The sequence below is a fragment of the Nevskia soli DSM 19509 genome (assembly GCF_000711955.1).
Taxonomy (GTDB): Bacteria; Pseudomonadota; Gammaproteobacteria; order Nevskiales; family Nevskiaceae; genus Nevskia; species Nevskia soli.
In genome coordinates this window covers 149,429-170,384 of record NZ_JONR01000006.1, presented here as the reverse complement: position 1 = coordinate 170,384, position 20,956 = coordinate 149,429, and the positions used below count along the sequence as shown (strand labels likewise).

The window sequence follows — 20,956 nt, the reverse complement described above, 5'->3', positions numbered from 1 at the left end:
GGCGCGGCCCCCGCCCGTCCCAAACAGCCACCAACCCCCCGCCTGTGGTCTACGCCGCTAGGGTAGGTCTGCAACACTGGAAGTACGGCCTTGTGCGATGGAGGGTAAGACCATGCGTCGAAGCATTCTGGCTTTCGTTCTTCTGGGCGTTTGGGGAGCGGCGCTCGCCGATGACAGCGGCGCGGCGGTTTCTGTCGCACAAGGAACCTCAGCGGAGGAGGCCTCGCCCGCGACCGATCAGGTTTGCCCGCAAGATACCGGCTCCCACATCCAGCGCAAGCCGGGCGATTGCCTGTCGACCGCCGGGCGTACCTATGGCAGCGAGGAGTTGCGCAGCACCGGCTCCATCAATACCGGGGACGGCTTGCGGCGCATGGACCCTACGATCACGACCAACTGAGCGGGAGGCTCTTCCCGCTGTTTTGACGGCAGCCGGCTACGCCCGCTCCTGTTTTTCGCAGCGCCGCTCGTAGCGGCGCCAGCGTCGGGTTCCATCCGGAATTTGGTACTGATCCGGCGCCTGCTCCACGCCATCCTCCACTACTGCGCCTGAATCTCCTCGATTCGCCTAAGATCAGGCGCTATGCCCCGATCACTGCGCCGGCTCGGTTTCGCCCTTGGTATCGCCCTGCTGAGCCTGAGCGGGATGGCGGTCCTTGTCGGCGTCGCGGCGGCGGAAGCTGAGTCCGGCGCCGAGGTTCTGCGCATCGGCAACGGCCCCGAACCGGAAACGCTGGACCCGCATCGCGGCGAAGGCGTCAGCACCGCCAACATCCTGCGCGACCTCTACGAAGGCCTTACCGGGCTCGCGCCCGACGGCAGCGTCATTCCCGCCGCCGCCGCCAGCTGGGAAGTCAGCGCGGATGGCCTCGACTACACCTTCCACCTGCGTGACAGGCTGCGCTGGTCCAACGGCGAAGCGCTTACCGCCGACGACTTCGTCGCCGGCCTGCGCCGCAGCGCCGATCCCGCCACCGGCTCCAAGTACGCCCAGATCCTGTCGCCGATCGACAACGCCGCGGCAGTCAGCGCAGGGCACCTGCCTTCCGAGCGGCTGGGCGTGGAAGCCCTGGACGCTCGCACCCTGCATATCCACCTGCAAGGCCCCACGCCGTATTTCCCCGGCCTGCTGGCGCATCCGGCCACCTTTCCGGTCTATCGTCCTGGTCTGGAGCGCTACGGCCGCGATTTCGCCCGGCCGGGGCGGCTGGTGAGCAACGGTGCCTACCAGTTGCATGACTGGGTGGTGCAGTCGCGGGTCAGCCTGGTGCGCAACCCCTACTACTGGGACGACGCCCGCACTTCGATCGGCACGGTGATCTACGTGCCCACCGAAGACCTGTCCTCGGAGCTGAAGCGCTACCGCGCCGGCGAACTGGACTGCACCTATGCCATCCCGATGAGCCAGGCGCGCTGGGTGCGCGGCCTGTTCGGCGCCGAACTGCATCTGGCGCCCTACCTGGGCGCCTACTGGTACGGCTACAACCTGTCGCGGCCGCCGTTCAAGGACAGCCCCCAATTGCGCCAGGCCCTGAGCATGGCCATCGACCGCGACGTCATCGCCGGCAAGCTGCTGCAGGGCGCGGCCCTGCCGGCCTATGGCTACGTTCCCCCCGGCACCTGGAATTACACACCGCAGGCCCCGCCCTGGGCGGCATGGCCAAGCGAATGGCGCCTGGCCGAAGCGCGCAGGCTCTACGCCGCGGCGGGCTATTCGGCGGAGCACCCCCTGCAGCTGGAACTGCGCTACAACACCCAGGAAGACCACCGCCGCATCGCCACCGTCATCGCCGCCATGTGGAAACAGGGACTGGGCGTGCAGACCCGGCTGGTCAACGAAGAGTGGAAAGTGTTCCTGCAGAATCGCCGCCAGCGCATTCAGACCCAGGTGTTCCGCGGCGCCTGGATCGGCGACTACGACGACGCCAGTGCCTTCCTCGACATCTTGCGCAGCACTGACGGCAAGAACGATGAGGCCTACGCCAGCGCTGGCTACGACGCCTTGCTGGCTCAGGCCCAGCAGCAGCCGGACGCGGCCCTGCGGCGCGGCTTGCTGGAACAGGCCGAACGCCTGATGCTCGACGACATGCCGGTCCTGCCGATCTATTACTACGCGTCGAAGCATCTGGTGAAGCCTTACGTTGCCGGCTGGACCGACAATCCCCTGGACGTCCACTACAGCAAGGACCTCAAGGTGTTGCCGCATTGAGTCCACCGTGCTGAATCACGCATTCAAACGCCTGCTCGGCGCGGTGCCGACGCTGCTGCTGCTGATCACCCTGGCGTTCTTCCTGATGCGCGCCGCGCCGGGCGGCCCGTTCGACCGCGAGCGCGCCCTGCCGCCGCAGATCGAAGCGGCGTTGCAGGCCGACTACCATCTCGACCAGCCGCTGTGGCGCCAGTACCTCGGCTACCTCGGCGGCCTGGCTCACGGCGATCTCGGCCCCTCGTTCCAGTACACCGGCTTCAGCGTCGCCGAACTGATCGCCAGCGGCGCGCCGGTCTCGTTCCGGCTTGGCGCCAGCGCCATGATCCTGGCGGTGCTGCTCGGCGGCCTGCTCGGCTGCCTCGCCGCCCTGCGCCGCAACAGCGCCTTCGACCGTGCCCTGATGGCCCTGGCCATGCTCGGTATCTCGGTGCCGAACTACGTGGTGGCGCCGCTGCTGATCCTGCTCTTCGCCATCTGCCTCGGCTGGCTGCCGGCCGGCGGCTGGAGCAGCCACGGCATCGGCGACGCGGGGCTGCCGGTGCTCGCCCTGGCCTTGCCGCAGATCGCCGTCATCGCCCGGCTGATGCGCGCCTCGATGATCGAAACGCTGAGCGCCAACTTCATTCGCACCGCCCGCGCCAAGGGCCTGCCCATGCATCTCATCGTCTGGCGCCACGCACTCCGGCCGGCGGCCCTGCCGGTGCTGTCCTACCTCGGCCCCGCCGCGGCCGGCATCGTCACCGGCTCGGTGGTGATCGAACAGGTCTTCGGCATTCCCGGCATCGGCCGCTACTTCGTGCAGGCGGCGCTGAACCGCGACTACACCCTGGTGCTGGGCGTCGTGATCTTCTACGGCGCCCTGATCATCCTGTTCAACTTCCTGGTCGACCTGCTGTACGGCACGCTGGACCCAAGAATGCGGCTAGGATGATAGTGACGTTCCCCTCTCCCGCTTGCGGGAGAGGGGCTGTGACGATATCAATCTCTATCGAAGAGCGCATCAAGAAAACGAAGCAGGCCAAGCGCCTGCGCAAGGCTCAGACCGAGGCTGAGCAACGATTGTGGTACCACCTGCGCGCACACCGATTCCTCGGCCTGAAGTTCAAACGCCAGAAACCATTAGGGCCCTATGTCGTAGATTTTATTTGTATGGAGCATCGTCTGGTGATCGAAGTGGATGGCAGTCAGCACAATGATCAGAAGCTGGAATCGGACCGGCTACGAGATTGTTGGCTCGAAGCGCAAGGATTGATGGTTCTGCGGTTCTGGAATGATGAGGTGCTGCGTAACACCGACTCTGTTTTAGAGAGAATCCACCAGGTAGTGGAAGCCGGGCGGCCCTCTCCCCCAACCCCTCTCCCGCAGGCGGGAGAGGGGGGCTGACACGTGCCTGATTCCAGTTCACTGCCGCAGCGCCTGCGCCGCGACCGCGCCGCCGTGGCCGCCGCCGGCGTGCTGACGCTGATCGTACTGCTGGCCATCGCCGGCCCCTGGCTCAGCCCCTGGCCTTACGACGTCATCGATTTCGACAGCGACTGGGGTGCCGCCCCCGGCCTGGCCGGCGGCCACTGGCTCGGCACCGACGAGCTGGGCCGCGACCTGTTCGCGCGCAGCTGCTACGGCGGCCGCATCTCCCTGCTGGTGGGCCTGGCGGCAACCCTGGTGTCGCTGCTGATCGGCGTCGCTTACGGCGCCGTGGCGGGTTATATCGGGGGGCGCCTGGATGCCCTGATGATGCGCGCGGTCGACGTGCTGTATGCGCTGCCCTTCATGTTCTTCGTCATCCTGCTGACGGTGTTCTTCGGCCGTCACATCCTGCTCATCTTCCTCGCCATCGGCGCGGTCAACTGGCTCGACATGGCGCGCATCGTGCGCGGCCAGACCATGAGCCTGCGCCGGCGCGAATTCGTCGATGCCGCCATCGTCTCCGGCGCCGGCACCGCGGCCATCATCCGCCGCCACATCGTGCCCAATCTGCTCGGCGTGGTGGTGGTCTACGCCACGCTCAGCGTGCCGCAGGTGATCCTGGTCGAATCCTTTCTCAGCTTCCTCGGCCTCGGCGTGCAGGAGCCGGCCACCAGCTGGGGCGCTCTGGTCAGCGATGGCGCCCACGCCATGGAAACCACGCCCTGGGCGCTGGTGGTGCCGGCTACTTTCCTGGCGCTGACCCTGCTGTGCCTCAACTTCCTCGGCGACGCCCTGCGCGATGCCCTGGATCCGAAAAGTGGCTGACATGGCCGAGCCCCTGTTGCAGGTGCGTGACCTGGAAGTCGGCTTCGCCACGGCGCAAGGCGAGGCGAGGGCGGTGCGCGGACTCGGCTTCGAACTGGAGGCGGGGCAGACCCTCGGCATCGTCGGCGAATCCGGTTCCGGCAAGAGCCAGACCGCCCTGGCCCTGCTCGGCCTGCAAGCCCGACAGGCGCGGATCGGCGGCAGCGTGCGTTTCGAAGGGCGCGAACTGCTGGGCCTGGGCGAACGGGAATGGAACAAGGTGCGCGGCAACCGCATCGGCCTGGTATTCCAGGATCCGATGACCAGCCTCAATCCCTATCTGAGCATCGGCGCGCAGATGGCCGAGGTGCTGGTGCAGCATCGCGGCCTCGGCCAGGCCGCCGCGCTGGCCGAGTGCGCCCGCATGCTCGACGCTGTGCGCATCGCCGATGCCGCTGCGCGCCTGCGGCAGTATCCGCACGAATTCTCCGGCGGCATGCGCCAGCGCGTGCTGATCGCCAGCGCCCTGCTGTGCCGCCCCTCGCTGCTCATCGCCGACGAGCCCACCACCGCCCTCGACGTGACGGTGCAGGCGGAGATCCTCGCCCTGCTGCGGCAGTTGCAGGAAGACCTGGGCCTGGCCCTGTTGCTCATCTCGCATGACCTGGATGTGGTGGCCGAGGTGTGCGAGCGGGTGCTGGTGATGTACGCCGGCCGCGCCGTCGAGTCGGGAGCGGCGGCGCGCCTGTTGACCGCGCCCCGGCACCCCTACACGGCCGGCCTGCTGGCCTCGCGGCCGCGCCTCGATGCGCCGCTGGGGGAACCCTTGCGGCCGATACCGGGCCAACCGCCGGATCCCGCGCGCCTGCCATCGGGCTGCGCCTTCCGGCCGCGCTGCCCCGCGGCCTTGCCGGTTTGTGCCAGCGAGGTTCCGGCGTTGCGAACGCTGGAAGCGGGCCGGGCCTGCGCCTGCCACGCACCATTGCCGGGCTGAACCGCCCTCCGGCGGCAAAAATGCTGCATTGCGGTTGATTCTCCCGGCATACCCGGTAAGCTGCGCGCTTGCGCGGCGCCGTGCGCCGCCGTATGGGGTTTATCGCGGCCGCCTGCGGCCGCCCAGGGAGAACAAGGTCATGGGGCGTTTCATCGGCGGGGCGTGGGCGGGGCAGGGCGGGGCCGGAAAGGCGCTCCGTGGGTTGCTGCTGGCGGCGATGCTGGGCTGTGCCGGCGCGGCGCACGCCATCAGCGAATCCTTCAACCTCGGCGATGACCAGGTGAAGATGGTGTTGAACAACACCTTCACCGCCGGCGGCGGCATCCGCATGCAATCGCCCAGCGTCAACCTGATCGGCAAGGGCGACCTCAACCGCAACGTCTGCGCGCCGCCCTACCAGTCCTGCCAGGGCGTGTTCAAGGACCAGATCTTCCCGGCACAGCAGCTGGCGCGCTCGTCCGGCGCCGCCTCCATCAACGGCGACGACGGCGACCTCAACTACGGCAAGTACCACCTGTTCCAGGGCGTGGCCAAGGCCACCGAAGACCTGACCATCTCCTACAAGGACTTCGGCATCTTCGCCCGCTCCCTGTACTTCTACGATTTCGTCAACAACGACTTCACCCAGACCCAGCCCAACGAACTCACCCCGCAGAACAAGAACGACGCCGACGTCGGCGTCAACACCCCGACCCCGCTGCTGCTGCCCTATCCGGGCGGCAAGACCTACGGCCCGGGCAAGCAGGTGCGCCAGAAGCGCACCGACGGCGAGGTGCTGCAGCAGGTTGGCACCCACCTGCAATACCTTGACAGCTATTTCTACGGCAAGCTGCCGCTGCCCTGGGGTGACGACAAGAAGCTCAGCTTCAAGATCGGCCGGCAGACGGTGAACTGGGGCGAGAGCACCACCATCGTCATCAACAGCCTCAACCAGGCCAATCCGGTCAACGCCAACAACTTCAACCGCGTCGGCAACCAGGTCGAAGAGGATTTCGTCCCGGTCAACATGATCGACCTGAGCTTCGAGCCCCTGGAGAACACCACCTTCGAAGCGTTCTACCAGCTGGAATGGAAGCCGGTGGAAATCGCCGCGCCCGGCAGTTATTTCTCCGACGTCGACCTCGGCACCAACAACGCCGGCCGCACCATCAACGTCAGCTTCGGCACCTCGGCCTACGATCCGGACCAGGTCGGCTCGCTGCAGTACAACCCGCTGGCCCTGCTCACCAATACCACCCTGACGGCCAAGCGCGATCCGGACCGTGACGCGCGCACCAGCGGCCAGTTCGGCATCAAGCTGGACTACTACGCCGACTGGCTCAACAACGGCACCGACCTGTCGCTGTACTACATGCGCTACAACTCGCGCCTGCCGTATGCCAGCTTCATTTCCGCCGACGCCAGCTGCGCCCGCGCCGCCGGCAACGCGCAGCACAACGATGCCACCAACCTGGTCAGCTTCCTCGCCGACTGCCCGGGCATTCCCCTGCTGCACCCGGCCGATCCGTCCAAGGCCACCAGCAGCGTGGCGGCGCTGGACTCGCCCACGGTATTCCTCGAATACCCCAACGGCATCAACCTGATCGGCGCCAGCTTCAACACCACCGTCGGCAGCTACTCGATCCAGGGCGAGGTGGCCTACCGCCCCGACCTGCCGCTGCAGGTGGACGAGCAGGACCTGGCCTTCGCCGCCTTCGGCCCGACCCTGACCAGTTGCAGCGACCCCAAGGTCGGTTGCAGCCACCTGGTGGACGCCTTGTCCGGCGGCGTCGGCTACAACGAGAAGGGCGCGGTCGTCGGCTACGGTCCCAGCGACTTCCTCAACGCCGCCGGCAAGAATCCCTACACCGACACCATCAACGTCATCGAAGGCTCCCTGCCGGGCGTGGCCCGCGCCTTCCCCAACTTCATCATTCCCTATCGCGGCGGCACCATCGGCCAGAATCCGGCGAACAGCTACATCCGCGGCTTCGAGCGCTTCCAGGTGTACCAGTTCAACCTCGGCACCACGCGCGTGCTCGGCGCCACCGACAATCCCTTCGGCGCCGATCAGGTGCTGATCGTGGGCGAGCTGGGCGCCACCTACGTGCCCTACCTGCCGTCGCTGGACCGCCTCCAACTCGAAGCGCCGGGCACCAACTACGCCGCCAGCGCCGGCGCCGACGGCTCCGGCGCCAATGGTTCGCGCATGGCCTGCTCCACCACGCAGGACTGCAACGTCGGCCCCGACGGCCTGCGCTTCAATCCGCACCAGCAGGATCCCACCGGCTACCCCGACAAGATCTCCTGGGGCTACCGCCTGATCGGCATCTTCAAGTACGAGAACGTGCTGCCCGGCATCGGCCTCCAGCCCACCATTTTTTACTCGCAGGACGTACAGGGCACTTCTCCCGGTCCGGGCGGCAACTTCGTCGCCGGCCGCAAGCAGGTCAACACCCTGGTGGAGATGCGTTACCAGCAGGCCCTGTCGTTCGATGTCGGCTACACCTGGTACTGGGGCGGCGGCGTCTACAACACCCTGTCCGACCGCGATTTCGCCCAGTTCTACGTCAAATACCAGTTCTGATCCCCCGATTCCGGGCCCCGTTCCGATTCGGTCCGGACTTCGCGTAAACCAGCCGGTCACGGGCATAAATCCGTGATCGGCTTTATTTTTCCCGCATTTTTTCTATTGCAACCCGCGGCGCGCTGCGCTTTACTACCCTCCAATAAAGCGGCGCTATCCACGAGCCGCGACAAGAATTATGAAAACAGGCCCGCTACCGGGCCTGGAGCGGAGGGAGAGAACGATGCAAAGCGTTCTGCGCTTGGGGGTTGTACGGGGTGTCCTGCTTGCCGCCATGGGCTTGTTGCCCCTGGGCGCGGCGCAGGCCATTGATTTCACCATTCCGACGTTCGGCAGCGACGACGGCGTGAAAGGGGTGCTCAACACCACCTTCACCGCCGGCATCGGCGTGCGCATGCAGGGACGCAGCGAAAACCTGGTCGGCAAGGGCAACATCAATCCCAATGTCTGCGGCGGCCCCAACGGCGCCTACCAGATCTGCCAGGGCCTGTTCAAGGACCAGATCTATCCCTCGCAGGTGCTCGTCGCCGCCCCCGGCGCGGCCTCGGTCAACGGCGACCAGGGCGATCTCAACTACTCCAAATATCACCTGTTCCAGGCTCCGGCCAAGGTCACATCCGACCTGACCCTGACCTGGGGCAGCTTCGGCATCTTCGCCCGCGGCCTGTACTTCTACGACTTCGTCAACAACGACTTCACCGAAACCCATCCCAACGAAATCACGCCGCAGAACCGCCTTCAGGTCGGCCGCCATGCGCCCGGCGCCGCCGGCGTGCTCAGCGTGCCGAACCTGGTGACCTGCCTGGGCAATGCCGCTGCCGGCGGCAACCTGATCGGCGGCGTGCTCAGCGGCGTGCTGTGCCCGGCCCAGGAAGCCCTGATCAACAACCGCGGCTACGGCCAGCCCGACGGCAACGGCAATTTCGTCGTGTACGGCCCTGGCGGCTACGTGCGCAGCAAACGCACCGACGGCGAAACCCTGGCCCAGGCCGGCACCAACCTGCAGTATCTCGATACCTACTTCTACGGCAAGCTGCCGATCCCCTTCACCGAAGACAAGAACATCTCCTTCAAGATCGGCCGCCAGCTGGTGAACTGGGGTGAAAGCACCACCCTGGTGATCAACAGCATCAACCAGGCCAATCCGGTCAACGCCAACAACGTGTTCCGCATCGGCGGCCAGGTGGAGGAATTCTTCACCCCGATCAACATGATCGACCTCAGCTTCGAGCCGTTCGAGAACGCGACGGTGGAAGGCTTCTACCAGCTCGAATGGCAGCCGCTCGAAGTGCAGACGCCGGGCACCTATTTCTCCAGCCTGCCGGTGGGCACCAACAACGTCGGCAAGTTCATCAACGCCAGCTTCGGCCAGGCGGCGCTGGACCCCAACAACCTCGGCACGCCGCAGGACAATCCGCTGGCCGGCATCACCAACAGCACCTCGACCATCCAGCGCCTGGCCGACCGGGAGGCCCGCACCAGCGGCCAGTTCGGCATCAAGCTGGACTACTACGCCGACGCCCTCAACAACGGCACCGATATTTCGTTGTACTACATGCGTTACAACTCGCGCCTGCCGTACGCGAGCTTCTATTCCGCCTATCCCAGCTGCGCCCGTTCCGCCGGCAATGCGCTGCACGTCGACGCCACCGGCCCGGTTACCTTCCTTGCCGACTGCCCGGACATCCCGCTGCTGCACAGCATCCTCAATCCCGGCAGCCCGGAGGCGCAGAACGCCACCTCCGACACCCTGGGCATCGATACCGCCAAGTTCATGCTGGAGTATCCCAACGGCATCAACCTGATCGGCGCCAGCTTCAACACCACCGTCGGCGCCTGGTCGATCCAGGGCGAAGTGGCCTACCGTCCGGATCTGCCCCTGCAGGTCGACACGCATGACCTGGCCTTCGCCGCTTTCGGCCCGACCCTGACCAATTGCAGCGACTTCAGCAGCGGCCCGGCGCACGCCGGCTGCCTCGGCTCCCATGCCGGTATCGGCTACACCCAGACCGGCGGCACCACCCTGTATGGTCCGAGCGACATCGGCGGCCTGCTTGGCCAGAAGGACACCTTCGACCTGGCCATCGGCAACATCGACGGCTCGGCCCGCTCCTTCCCCAACTTCATCATTCCCTACCGCGGCGGCACCGTCGGCCAGAACACGCCCTGCTTCCCGCAGGCGGGCACCGCGCAGGACTCCGCCTACGGCTTCAACAAGTTCAGCCATCCCTACTACGCCTACGACACCAGCAGCCCCTGCTACATCCGCGGCTACGAGCGCTTCCAGGTGTACCAGTTCAACATGGGCTTCACCCGCGTGCTGGGCGCCACCGACAATCCCTTCGGCGCCAGCCAGATCCTCGTGCTGGGCGAGTTCGGCGCCGAGTACGTGCCCTACCTGCCGGACCTCAACCGCCTGGTGTTGCAGGGCCCGAACACCAACTACGGCCCCACCGCCGGCGCCGACGGCTCCGGTGCGGACGGCGGCCAGCGTTCCTGCGCCGGTGTGGCCGACTGCGTCAAGGGCCCCGACGGCCTGCGCTTCAATCCGCACCAGCAGGACGCGGCGGGTTATCCGACCGCCTTGTCCTACGGCTACCGCCTGCTGGTGCTGCCGCGCTACGAGAGCATCCTGCCCAATGTAAACCTGCGCCCCTTCTTCGTATGGAAGCAGGATATCGGCGGCATCTCGCCCGGTCCGGGCGGCAACTTCGTCAAGGGCAGCAAGGAATTCGATGCCCTGTTCGAGGTGCAGCTCAAGCAGGCGCTGTCCTTCACCGCGGGCTACACCTGGTACTGGGGCGGCGGCGCCTACAATGTATTGTCCGACCGCGATTTCGCCCAGTTCGCGGTCAAATACCAGTTCTAAACGGCTGTCCGCCGGCGGCCCCTACCCGGGGGCCGCCGGTTTTTCACTACACAAAACGATGACTTGGCCCCGCCGCCGCCGTTATAATCAGTGAATAAGCCGGGCGGTTCCGCGCGCGTGGCTCCATGCGCGGGGCATTTCAGATTCATGATCCGTACCTCCAGAGGTTTTCAAGCAATGAGCAACGAAGGCGTGGACGGCGGCCGCCGCCGCTTCCTCACCGCTGCCACGAGCGTCGTGGGCGCCGCTGGCGCCGCGGCCGTCGTGTGGCCCTTTCTCGCTTCGCTGAAACCCAGCGCCAAGGCCCTGGCGGCCGGCGCTCCGGTCGAAGCCGATATCGCCAAGCTCGAGGAGGGCCAGCAGGTCACCTTCGTCTGGCAGGGTCTCAACATCTGGGTGCTGCGGCGTTCCAAGGACATGCTCGACAGCCTGCCGAAGGTTACCCCGCGCCTGGCCGACCCGAAGAGCGAGGCGTCGACCCAGCCGGAGTACTGCAAGAACGAGCACCGCTCGATCAAGCCCGAATTCCTGATCATGAACGGCAAGTGCACCCACCTGGGCTGCTCGCCGAAGCTGACCCCCGACCATCCGGATCCCACCGTCGACGCCAACTGGGAAGGCGGCTACTACTGCCACTGCCACGGCTCCAAGTACGATCTTTCCGGCCGCGTCTTCCAGGGCCAGCCCGCACCGCTGAACATGCTGGTGCCGCCCCACCGGTACGCCAGCGATTCGCTGGTGATCATCGGCGAAGACCAGAAGGCTTAGGACGACCGACATGGCGATTATCCCCAACCCGCACAAGACCACCGGCTTCCTCGGCTGGATCGACGACCGTTTCCCGGCCACCAAGCTGTGGAAGGATCATCTGTCCGAGTACTACGCGCCGAAGAACTTCAACTTCTGGTACTACTTCGGCTCGCTGGCCCTGCTGGTGCTGGTCAACCAGCTGATCACCGGCATCGTGCTGGCGATGGCCTACAAGCCCGGCGCCGAAACCTCGTTCGACTCCGTGCAGTACATCATGCGCGACGTCTCCTGGGGCTGGCTGATCCGCTACCTCCACGCGGCGGGCGCGTCGGCCTTCTTCCTGGTCGTCTACCTGCACATGTTCCGCGGCATCCTCTACGGCTCGCACCGCAAGCCGCGCGAGCTGGTGTGGATCTTCGGCGCCCTGATCTTCCTGGTGCTGATGGCGGAAGGCTTCTGCGGCTACGTCCTGCCCTGGGGCAACATGTCCTACTGGGGCGCCCAGGTGATCCTGTCGCTGTTCGGCACCATCCCCTACATCGGACATGGCCTGCAGGTCTGGATCCAGGGCGACTACACCCCGGCCGACGCCACCATCAACCGCCTGTTCTCCCTGCACGTGGTGGCCCTGCCGTTCGTGCTGGTGGGCCTGGTGATCGCGCATCTGATCGCCCTGCATGAAGTCGGTTCCAACAACCCCGACGGCATCGAGATCAAGAAGAAGAAGGATCCGACCACCCACATCCCGCTCGACGGCATCCCGTTCCACCCGTACTACACGGTGAAGGACATCGTCGGCGTGACCGTGTTCCTGATCCTGTTCAGCGCGGTGATCTTCTTCGCCCCCGAGGGCGGCGGCTACGTGCTGGAAAAGCCGAACTTCATGCCGGCCAACCCGCAGGTCACCCCGGACGAGATCGCCCCGTCCTGGTACTTCTGCGTGTTCTACGCCATGTTGCGCGCCGTCCCCTCGGCCTTCGGCACGCAGATCTGGGGCGTCATCGTCATGTTCGCGGCGGTGCTGATCCTGTTCTTCCTGCCCTGGCTCGACCGCAGCCCGGTCAAGTCGATCCGCTACAAGGGCCCGATCTTCAAGGTCGCCGTGGTGATCTTCGCCCTGGACTTCCTCATGCTCAGCTACCTGGGCATGCACAAGCCGAGCCCCCTGTTCACCGCGATGGCGCGCTTCGGTACCTTCTATTACTTCCTGTTCTTCCTGGGTATGCCCATCTACACCCGGATCGACAAGACCAAGCCGGAACCGGAACGGGTGACCGCATGAGCCCCAAGAAGACTATGCGCAATATCAAGGGTGTCGCCCTCGTCCTGACCGGCCTGCTGCTCGCTGCCCCCGCCGCGTACGCGGAGGATGAGGTCAAGACCCTGCCGTTCGCCGACAACGCCGGCAACACCGTCTCGGTGCAGCGCGGCGCCCGCGACTTCATGGCCTACTGCTCGGGCTGCCATTCGCTCAAGTATCTGCGCTACAACCGCATCGGCCAGGACCTGGGCATCTCCGACGACCTGCTCAAGCAGAACCTGATCTTCAGCGGCGTCAAGGTCGGCGAGCCGATCGTCAGCGCCATCCCCGCCAAGTCCGCCGAGGACTGGTTCGGCCGCGTCCCGCCGGACCTGAGCCTGGAAACCAAGGCGCGCAGCCCGGAGTGGGTCTATTCCTACCTGATGGGCTTCTACCTCGACAGCAGCCGGCCGTTCGGCGTCAACAACCTGTATCTGGCCAATGTGGCGATGCCCGCGGTGCTGGGCGAGCTGCAGGGCTGGCAGGTCAAGGTCGAAGAGGGCAAGGGCGAGCATCAGGAGGGCCTGCCGCTGAAGCTGGCGCAGCCGGGCAGCATGACGCCGGAAGAGTACCAGGCCTTCGTCACCGACCTTACCAATTTCATGGTGTATGCCGCGGAGCCCAACGCCAAGGACCGCGTCTCCACCGGCTGGAACGTGATGTTCTACCTGATCTTCCTGTTGCTGCCGCTGACCTATTTCCTGAAAAAGGAATTCTGGCGCGACGTTCATTGATCACGCACGGAGCCGCATGACCCTGCGCACCCGACACAAGACGGCGCAGTCCACCATCAAGCCCGCGCCCAACGCGGGCTTGATGCTTTTCATTGCCGAGGATTCGCTGTCCTGCGACTGGGCGCGCCTGGTGCTGGCCGAGAAGGACGTCGACAGCGCGCAGATCCAGACCATCCGGTCGGGCAGCGCCATCAACGAGGATTTCCTGGTCCTCAATCCCTCACAGTCGCTGCCGACCCTGGCCGACCGCGAAGGCGTCATCACCGGCGCGCGGGTCATCGTCGAATACCTCGACGAGCGCTATCCGCATCCGCCGCTGATGCCGCTGTCGCCCGCCGCGCGTGCGCGCGTGCGCATGGCGCTGCAAGGCCTGGAGCACGAATTGCTGCCGCGGATCGAGGCCCTGCCGGCCGTCGGCGCGCGCGGCGCCGCGGCGGCCCGCGGCGAATTGCTGGAGCGCCTGCTGGCCGGCGGCCGCCACTTCGCCGCCCAGGGCTACATCCTCGGCCGCGACTACACCCTGGTCGACAGCGGCTGGGCCGTGCTGCTGCGCCGCCTGGGCCAGCTCGCCATCGAATTGCCGGCGCAGGCCGAACCGCTGCGCCGCTACGCCGCGCGCCTGTTTGCACGCCCGGCCTATCAGCGCTGTTTCAACAAGGAACCGGGCAGGAAGCCTTAACCTTATGAGCTCACGTTCACGCCGTCCCTACCTGATCCGCGCCATCCACGCCTGGGCGCTGGACAACGGCTACACCCCGCACCTGCTGGTCGCCGCCGACTATCCCGGCGTCAGCGTGCCCAAGGCTTTCGTCAAGGAAGGCCGCATCGCCCTCGACCTCAGCCCGATGGCGGTGCGCGAACTCAATCTCGAGAATGAGCCGATCTTCTTCTCGGCCCGCTTCGGCGGCTCGCCCTTCGACATCGTCGTGCCCAGCGGCGCCGTGCTGGCGATCTACGCGCGCGAGAACGGCGACGGCATCCTGTTCGGCGAACCCGAGCCGATCGATCCGGAAGCCCCCGCCGTACGCCCGCCGGGCGAGGACGAGCCGCCGCCGGAAACGCCGCGGCCGAGCGGGCGTCCCAAGCTCAGGGTCGTGAAGTAGACAAGTTGAAATCGCAGGGCGGCCACGGGCCGCCCTTTTTTTTACACCGGCGCGGGAATGAAGGTAGGTCGGTTCAAGGGCGCGCAGCGCCCGGAACCGACATGCGCCGTTCGACAGTGTGCTGTCGGATTCGCTTCGCTTGATCCGACCTACGCCGGAAACAGGATCTCGTCCGTCAGATCGCACAGGCAATGCAGGAACACCAGGTGCGTTTCCTGCACGCGCGCGGTGACATTGCTGGCCGAACGCAGTTCGAAGTCGCCGGCCTTCAGCATCGCCGCCATCCTGCCGCCATCCTTGCCGGTGAGGGCGATGACGCTGGCGCCGCCCTGGTGCGCGGCCTCGATGGCGCGGATCACGTTGGCCGAATTGCCGGAGGTGGAAATCCCCAGCAGCAGGTCGCCCGGCCGCACCAGCGCCTGCACCTGTTTGGAGAACACCTGCTCGTAGCTGTAGTCGTTGGCGATGGCGGTGAGCGCCGAGGTGTCGGTGGTCAGCGCGATGCCGGCTAGGCCTGGGCGTTCGCGCTCATAGCGGCCGGTCAGCTCGGCGGCGAAATGCTGCGCGTCCGCGGCGGAGCCGCCGTTGCCACAGGCCAGCACCTTGTTGCCGGCCTTCAGCACCGCGGCCATGTGCTGGGCCGCGCCGAGGATCGCCGGCAGCATCGTCGCCAGGGTGCGCTGCTTGGTCTCGATGCTGGCCTCGAAGTGGGACCGGATGCGTGCTTCCAGATTTGCTGCCATTTAGGGCCTGCTGGCTGTCATTTGATCGCTGCGACGGGGGTAATTTTTGTGCAGTGCTAGGAACGACGAGCGAAGTGTACTGAAAGTACATGAGCGAGGAGAGACGACGCAATGCGCGAAAATTGCCCCCGTCCCGGAGGGTTGTCCCCAAAATCGCGTCATGCGGCCCCGACACGGTGCCCGAGCGCAGCGAGGTGGGTGCGGGAGGGGCGCATGGCGCGATTTTGGGGACAACGCAGCGACCAAATGACAGTCAGCAGGCCCTTATTCCTCTGCGTCGAAAGCCGCTGTGAGCCATTCCACGGCATCGCTGCCGTCCACCGCCACCACATCGAAACGCACCGGGCTGCGCGAGTACTGCGGATGCGCCGCCAGGAACGATTTTGCCGCGTGGACCAGGCGCCCGCGCTTGCGCCCGTGCACCGAGGCGAAGGCGTCGCCGTAGTCGCTGCGGCTGCGCTTGCGCACTTCCACCAGTACCAGGGTGTCCTTGTCGCGCATCACCAGGTCCAGCTCGCCGCCGGGGCAGCGCCAGTTGCGCGTCACCAGCTTCAGGCCATGCTGCTCCAGGTGGCGCTGCGCCCGCGCCTCGGCCTCGGCGCCGCGCAGCTGCGTGTTCATCGCTACTGCGCGCCCGCCGCTTCGAGCAGGCGCGGCTGGCCTTCGGTGGTCTGCGCGCAGACCAGGCCGCGGTGCACCGTGCCGTCGTCGCCGACGCGCAGGGTGCCGGTGCCCCCGGGCAGCTCGTCCAGCGGATGCAGGCTGTTCTGGCTCAGGCGCAGGGCCAGCAGGAAGGCGTCGTCGCCGAGGGCGTAGAAACGCGCCAGTTCGGCGTTGCGGCCGTTCAGCGCATCGCCGCGCAGCGAAGCCCAGGTGCCGCCGTTGTCGAGCATCCAGGGCGCGTCGCAGAAACGGATGCCGGCGAGGTCCTGGTCGCCATGGCCCTCGTTGACGGTGGCGGTGTCGTAGATTGCCACGCGTTCAGCATGGTAGTAGCGGAACAGCGGCCACAGCTGCCGCGCCTGGTTGGCGCCGGCGTCGATGAAGATGAAATCGAAATCGTTGCGCCGCTGCGGATCGACGCCAGGGGCCGCACTGGCGCGCATCTCGGCCAGTTTCTTCTTGTCGTCCACCGCGTGGTAATGCAGCAGGCTGCTGATCGGCGTGGCCCAGTCCTTGAACTCGCCGGAGTAGCTGCGCGAGTCGCGCACTTCACCGCCCAGCTCGCTCAGCCGCTGGCTGAACGCCGCCTGCACACGGGCGCCCCGCTCGTTGGCGGGCACCAGCACCAGGGCGCGGCGCAGGCCGCGCGCGGCGGCGTCCTCGGCGGCGGCGCGTGCTTCATCCTCGGGCGCGAGGCCGAACTGGTAGAAACCGGCCGGCGCGACATGGCCGGCATCCAGGTAATTCAGCGCCAGCACCGGCGTGCGCGGGCTGCCGGCCTGGCTCAGCGCGGTGACATTGGCCTTGAGCAGCGGACCCACCACCACGCCGGCGCCTTCGCTGATGGCCTGGCTGTAGGCGCTGACCGCCGCGGCCGGATTGCTGGCGTCGTAGACGCGCACGTCGGCGGGGTTGCCCGCCCGCGCCGCGGCCGCGGCAAAGCCCGCGTGCACGCTGTCCGCATAGGCCGCCAGGCCGCCGCTTTGCGGCAGCAGCAGGGCGTAGAAGCCGGGACGCGCCGGGACGCCGTTGAAAGCCGGGGGCGTCGCGCCGGGCGGCGGCGTGACGTAGGCCGGCGCGGGACCGGCCTGGTTGATCGGGGGTTGCGGCGGCGCCGTCGGCATCATCACGCTGGCCAGGCGGTCCTGCGCCGGGTGGCCCGGATAGCGCTGGCGCCAGCCGTCGTACATTTCCAGCGAGGCGTTGCGATGGGACAGGTTGGCCAGCTCGATCCAGCCGCGCGTCACCGGATCGGTATTGCCGGCGCGGGCCAGGGCGGACGCGTCGAGCGGCGCGGCGCCGAGGCCGGACCAGATGGCGTCGCGGTTCTCGCTGACCATGGCCGGGACGCCGAGCAGGCGTTCGCGCTGCACCAGGGTCTGGGTCGCGCCCACCGGATCGTTGAGGCGGAACAGGGCGCGGCCGCGCAGCAGCAGCACGCGTTCGGCCAGCGGTGAATTGGCTGTGTTCTCGGGCAGCATGCGCAGCGCCCCGGCGGCGTCGTTGCGGGCCAGCAGGGCCCGCGCACGCAGCAGGCGCCAGCGCAGCTGCTGCTGCGGGTCGAGCGCCGCCAGCGGCAGGGTGTCGAGGATGGTGCCGGCATAGCTGTAATCGTTGCCGTCGGTGGCGGTTTCGGCGGCGCGCAGGTGGTACTCGTTGCTCTGCGGCGGTGCGGTCTGCGCCGCGGCCTGCTCGAAGGCCCGCGAGGCGCGGAAATAGTCGTTGTGCATCAGCGCTTTCTGCGCGTCGTCCAGGGGCGAGGCGGAAGACTCGTAGGAGGACGAGGTATAGGACGGCAGGCCGGATCCGGCGGCGCATCCGGCGAGCGCGGCCAGCATGAGGGCGGCGATGGGTGTCAGTCGGCGGGGCGTCATCCGCTAAAGTATGACATGACCACCGAACGATCCGCTGCCGCGCCGGCCCCGCCGGAAGACGTAGATCACACTGTCGTGGCGGGCGCCCTGTACGTCGTCGCCACCCCCATCGGCAACCTCGGCGATCTGTCGCCGCGAGCCTGCCGCATCCTCGCCGGAGTGGATCGCATCGCCGCCGAGGACACCCGCACCAGCGGCCTGCTGCTGGCGCATTTCGGCATCCAGCGGCCGCTGGTGGCCCTGCACGAGCACAATGAGGATCGCATTGCCGCCGAACTGGTGCGGCAGTTGCAGGCCGGGCAGTCCCTGGCCCTGATCTCCGACGCCGGCACGCCGCTGATCTCCGACCCCGGCTTCGCCCTGGTGCGCGCCGCACGCGCCGCCGGCGTGCCGGCCTATGCCGTGCCCGGTCCCTGCGCCGCGGTGGCGGCGCTGTCGGTGTCCGGCCTGCCCAGCGACGCTTTCCTCTTCGCCGGCTTCCTGCCGCCCAAGCAGGCGGCGCGGCGGGCCAAGCTGGAACAGCTGGGGCGCGAGCCGCGCACCGTCATCGTCTACGAATCCTCGCACCGCATCGCCGACACCCTGGCCGACCTCGCCGCCGTGCTCGGGCCGCAGCGGCCGGTGGCGCTGTCGCGCGAATTGAGCAAGCGCTTCGAGGAGAGCTACAGCGGCACCGCTGCCGGCCTGCAGGCCTGGCAGGCGGCGGACGCCAACCGCGGCCGCGGCGAGTTCGTGCTGCTGATCGGCAGCGCCGGGCAGACCGCGGACCTGGCCGAGGGCGAGCGGGTGCTGCGCCTGCTGCTGCGCGAGCTGCCGCCGTCCGGCGCGGCGCGGCTGGCGGCAGAAATCACCGGGGCGCCGCGCAAGGCGCTCTACGCGGTGGCCCTGCGGCTCGCTGGCGAAAACGGCGAAAACAAGGACAATGGCGACCCCGACTGAGTCGCGCCGCTTCCCCCTCGCATGACCGAATCGCTGACCCCGCCGCCCGAAGAGCTCGCGGCCGCCACCGCGCCCGAGCCGGCGCCGCACGACGCCCTGGCCGCGTTGCGCTACCCCGAGTTCCGCAATCTCACCCTGGGCGTGTTCCTCTTCACCGTCGCCATCCTGGCGCAGGAAGTGGTGCTGGGTTACCAGCTCTACACCATGACGCACGATCCGCTGGTGCTGGGCTTCACCGGCCTGGCCGAGGCGGTGCCGTTCATCGCCCTGGCCCTGTTCGGCGGGCACCTGGCCGACCGCGGCGACCGGCGCCGCATCATGCTGGCGGCGGTGGCCTTTGTTGCCCTTGGTTCGGCGGTGTTGCTGTGGGTGACCCTGCCTTCGACGCTGGCGCACGTTTCGCAGAACACCCTGCTCATCACCATCTACGGCGTCATCGCGGCGCTGGGGTTGGCGCGCGGCTTCTTCTCGCCGGCGGCGAGTTCGCTCACCGCCTTCATCGTGCCGCGCGAGATCTACGCCAACGCCGCCGCCTGGCGCAGCAGCGGCTGGCAGGGCGGCTCCATCGTCGGGCCGATGTGCGCCGGCTTCCTCTTCGCCGTACTGGGCCTTACCGGCACGCTGGCGGTGGTCATCGCCCTGATCCTGGGCGCGTTGCTGCTGTTCACCGGCCTCAAGCCGCGGCCGCCGCAGCCGCGCCAGGACGGGGTGGCCGAAGCCAACATCTGGGAGAGCCTGCGCGAGGGCATCGACTTCGTCTTCAAGACGCCGATCATCCTCTACTCGATTTCGCTGGACCTGTTCTCGGTGCTGTTCGGCGGCGCCATGGCGATCCTGCCGATCTTCGCCACCGACATCCTGTCGGTTGGCCCCGAGGGCCTGGGCGTGCTGCGCGCGGCGCCGGCCATCGGCGCCATGGTCACCCTGCTGCTCTGCACCCGCTTTCCACCGACCCGCCATGCCTGGCGCAACCTGCTGGTGGTGGTGGCGGGTTTCGGCCTGACCATCCTGCTGTTCGGACTTTCGCGCAGCTTCTGGCTGTCGGTGACGGCGCTGTTCCTCACCGGCGCCTTCGACAGCGTCAGCGTGGTGATCCGGGGCACCATCCTGCAGATCATGCCGCCGGACCACCTGCGCGGCCGCGTGGTCTCGGTCAACGGCATCTTCCTCGCCGCTTCCAACGAGCTGGGTGCCTTCGAGTCCGGCCTCGCCGCGCGCCTGATGGGCACAGTGCCCTCGGTGATCTTCGGCGGCACCATGACCCTGCTGACCGTGCTCTATGTCTGGCGCCGTTCCAAGCAGCTGTTCGCGGTGAAGCTGGCCTAGTCGTATCAGACGGGCCGACTGAATCAATTCGATCTAGTGAAAGAAGCGAAAAGGGCTTCCGGGCAGGACGGCGCGGCGTTAATTTGAGGTCGTATTACTCCTCCGAGGCTTCACTTGGCCCGCCTGCCCGGCGGGCCTTTTTATTGCCGGAGTCCTGCCGTCAACGGCATCGGAAGTGGAGTGATGCCGCTTCAGTTTTTCGCGCCCAGGCGCGCCACCACTTCCGCGACCACCGCGTCGCGGTCCTCCTCGATGCGGCGGGCCAGCTTGGCCGTCATCCGGAACTGCGGATCGTATTTTCCGCTCCAGCGTATCAGCTCCAGCAGCACCGGGATCAGGTCCACGGCCTTGGCGGTGGGCTCGTAGATGACGCTGCGGCGGCTGTCCGGATCGGGCCGGCGCAGCACCAGTTCCGCGGCCACCAGCTGTTTCAGCCGCTGCGTCAGGATGTTCGAGGCAATGTTCTCGTCCGAGGCCAGGAAGTCGCGGAAATGACGTTTGCCGTTGAACAAGAGATCCCGCAGCACCAGCAGGGTCCACTTGTCGCCGATGTAGTCGAGCGCGTAGCTGACGGAGCAGTTGGACCGTCTGGTGGGCAGATCTTTATTCACTTCTTTATTCACTCGCCGAGCCTAATGATTCAACTTGCAAATCGCAAGTGAACTGATAGAATCA

Annotated in this window: 19 protein-coding genes; 15 read left to right on the top strand and 4 right to left on the bottom strand. The window is 67.0% G+C overall.

Annotation, left to right across the window (positions count from 1 at the left end):
• Positions 1–112 precede the first annotated feature (112 nt).
• From BP26_RS0102820 to BP26_RS0102760, 13 genes are all read left to right on the top strand, one after another.
• Positions 113–400 carry a hypothetical protein gene (locus BP26_RS0102820; protein ID WP_157572329.1) on the top strand — a complete coding sequence of 96 codons (288 nt, stop codon included), beginning with the start codon at positions 113–115 and terminating at the stop codon, positions 398–400.
• 183 nt (positions 401–583) lie between these two features.
• Positions 584–2,209, top strand: a complete 1,626-nt coding sequence (locus BP26_RS0102815) for a peptide ABC transporter substrate-binding protein (RefSeq protein ID WP_029919064.1) — start codon at positions 584–586, stop codon at positions 2,207–2,209.
• Between the two features lie 7 nt (positions 2,210–2,216).
• Positions 2,217–3,140 carry an oligopeptide ABC transporter permease OppB gene (gene oppB, locus BP26_RS0102810; RefSeq protein ID WP_029919063.1) on the top strand — a complete coding sequence of 308 codons (924 nt, stop codon included), beginning with the start codon at positions 2,217–2,219 and terminating at the stop codon, positions 3,138–3,140.
• 38 nt (positions 3,141–3,178) lie between these two features.
• Positions 3,179–3,592, top strand: a complete 414-nt coding sequence (locus BP26_RS0102805; RefSeq protein ID WP_245611686.1) for an endonuclease domain-containing protein — start codon at positions 3,179–3,181, stop codon at positions 3,590–3,592.
• Positions 3,593–3,595: 3 nt separating this feature from the next.
• Positions 3,596–4,441, top strand: coding sequence for an ABC transporter permease subunit (locus BP26_RS0102800; RefSeq protein WP_051748187.1), 846 nt, complete (start codon positions 3,596–3,598; stop codon positions 4,439–4,441).
• Position 4,442: 1 nt separating this feature from the next.
• Positions 4,443–5,414 carry an ABC transporter ATP-binding protein gene (locus BP26_RS0102795; RefSeq protein WP_051748186.1) on the top strand — a complete coding sequence of 324 codons (972 nt, stop codon included), beginning with the start codon at positions 4,443–4,445 and terminating at the stop codon, positions 5,412–5,414.
• A gap of 139 nt (positions 5,415–5,553) precedes the next feature.
• Entirely contained in the window at positions 5,554–7,980 is a 2,427-nt protein-coding gene (locus tag BP26_RS0102790; protein ID WP_051748183.1) for a DUF1302 domain-containing protein, read from the top strand.
• A 223-nt stretch (positions 7,981–8,203) separates the two neighbouring features.
• On the top strand, positions 8,204–10,849 hold the full coding sequence (locus tag BP26_RS0102785) for a DUF1302 domain-containing protein (protein WP_169740632.1): 2,646 nt from the start codon (positions 8,204–8,206) through the stop codon (positions 10,847–10,849).
• Positions 10,850–11,026: 177 nt separating this feature from the next.
• Positions 11,027–11,617: a ubiquinol-cytochrome c reductase iron-sulfur subunit gene (gene petA / locus BP26_RS0102780; RefSeq protein WP_029919057.1), complete on the top strand. Its 591-nt coding sequence runs from the start codon at positions 11,027–11,029 to the stop codon at positions 11,615–11,617.
• Positions 11,618–11,627: 10 nt separating this feature from the next.
• Entirely contained in the window at positions 11,628–12,881 is a 1,254-nt protein-coding gene (locus BP26_RS0102775; protein WP_029919056.1) for a cytochrome b, read from the top strand.
• Positions 12,878–13,633, top strand: a complete 756-nt coding sequence (locus BP26_RS0102770) for a cytochrome c1 (protein ID WP_245611685.1) — start codon at positions 12,878–12,880, stop codon at positions 13,631–13,633. The genes BP26_RS0102775 and BP26_RS0102770 overlap by 4 nt, the downstream gene beginning before the upstream one ends.
• A 16-nt stretch (positions 13,634–13,649) precedes the next feature.
• Positions 13,650–14,312 (top strand): glutathione S-transferase N-terminal domain-containing protein, encoded by a 663-nt coding sequence (locus BP26_RS0102765; protein WP_051748180.1) that lies wholly within the window; start codon positions 13,650–13,652, stop codon positions 14,310–14,312.
• A gap of 4 nt (positions 14,313–14,316) precedes the next feature.
• Entirely contained in the window at positions 14,317–14,736 is a 420-nt protein-coding gene (locus BP26_RS0102760) for a ClpXP protease specificity-enhancing factor (RefSeq protein WP_029919053.1), read from the top strand.
• 149 nt (positions 14,737–14,885) lie between these two features.
• Here the strand turns inward: BP26_RS0102760 and BP26_RS0102755 are convergent, their stop codons facing one another.
• From BP26_RS0102755 to BP26_RS0102745, 3 genes are all read right to left on the bottom strand, one after another.
• On the bottom strand, positions 14,886–15,467 hold the full coding sequence (locus BP26_RS0102755) for a phosphoheptose isomerase (RefSeq protein WP_366518031.1): 582 nt from the start codon (positions 15,465–15,467) through the stop codon (positions 14,886–14,888).
• Between the two features lie 276 nt (positions 15,468–15,743).
• On the bottom strand, positions 15,744–16,100 hold the full coding sequence (locus BP26_RS0102750) for a YraN family protein (protein ID WP_029919051.1): 357 nt from the start codon (positions 16,098–16,100) through the stop codon (positions 15,744–15,746).
• A gap of 2 nt (positions 16,101–16,102) precedes the next feature.
• Entirely contained in the window at positions 16,103–18,016 is a 1,914-nt protein-coding gene (locus BP26_RS0102745; protein WP_084182743.1) for a penicillin-binding protein activator, read from the bottom strand.
• Positions 18,017–18,031: 15 nt separating this feature from the next.
• On the opposite strand from BP26_RS0102745, the gene rsmI reads away from it, so the two are divergent.
• A complete protein-coding gene (gene rsmI / locus BP26_RS0102740; RefSeq protein WP_084182742.1) occupies positions 18,032–18,955 on the top strand; it encodes a 16S rRNA (cytidine(1402)-2'-O)-methyltransferase in 924 nt (307 codons plus the stop codon).
• A gap of 21 nt (positions 18,956–18,976) precedes the next feature.
• Positions 18,977–20,281, top strand: coding sequence for an MFS transporter (locus tag BP26_RS0102735; RefSeq protein ID WP_051748179.1), 1,305 nt, complete (start codon positions 18,977–18,979; stop codon positions 20,279–20,281).
• A 191-nt stretch (positions 20,282–20,472) separates the two neighbouring features.
• On the opposite strand, the gene BP26_RS0102730 is transcribed toward BP26_RS0102735, so the two are convergent.
• Positions 20,473–20,892, bottom strand: a complete 420-nt coding sequence (locus tag BP26_RS0102730; protein ID WP_036515971.1) for a winged helix-turn-helix transcriptional regulator — start codon at positions 20,890–20,892, stop codon at positions 20,473–20,475.
• Positions 20,893–20,956 lie beyond the last annotated feature (64 nt).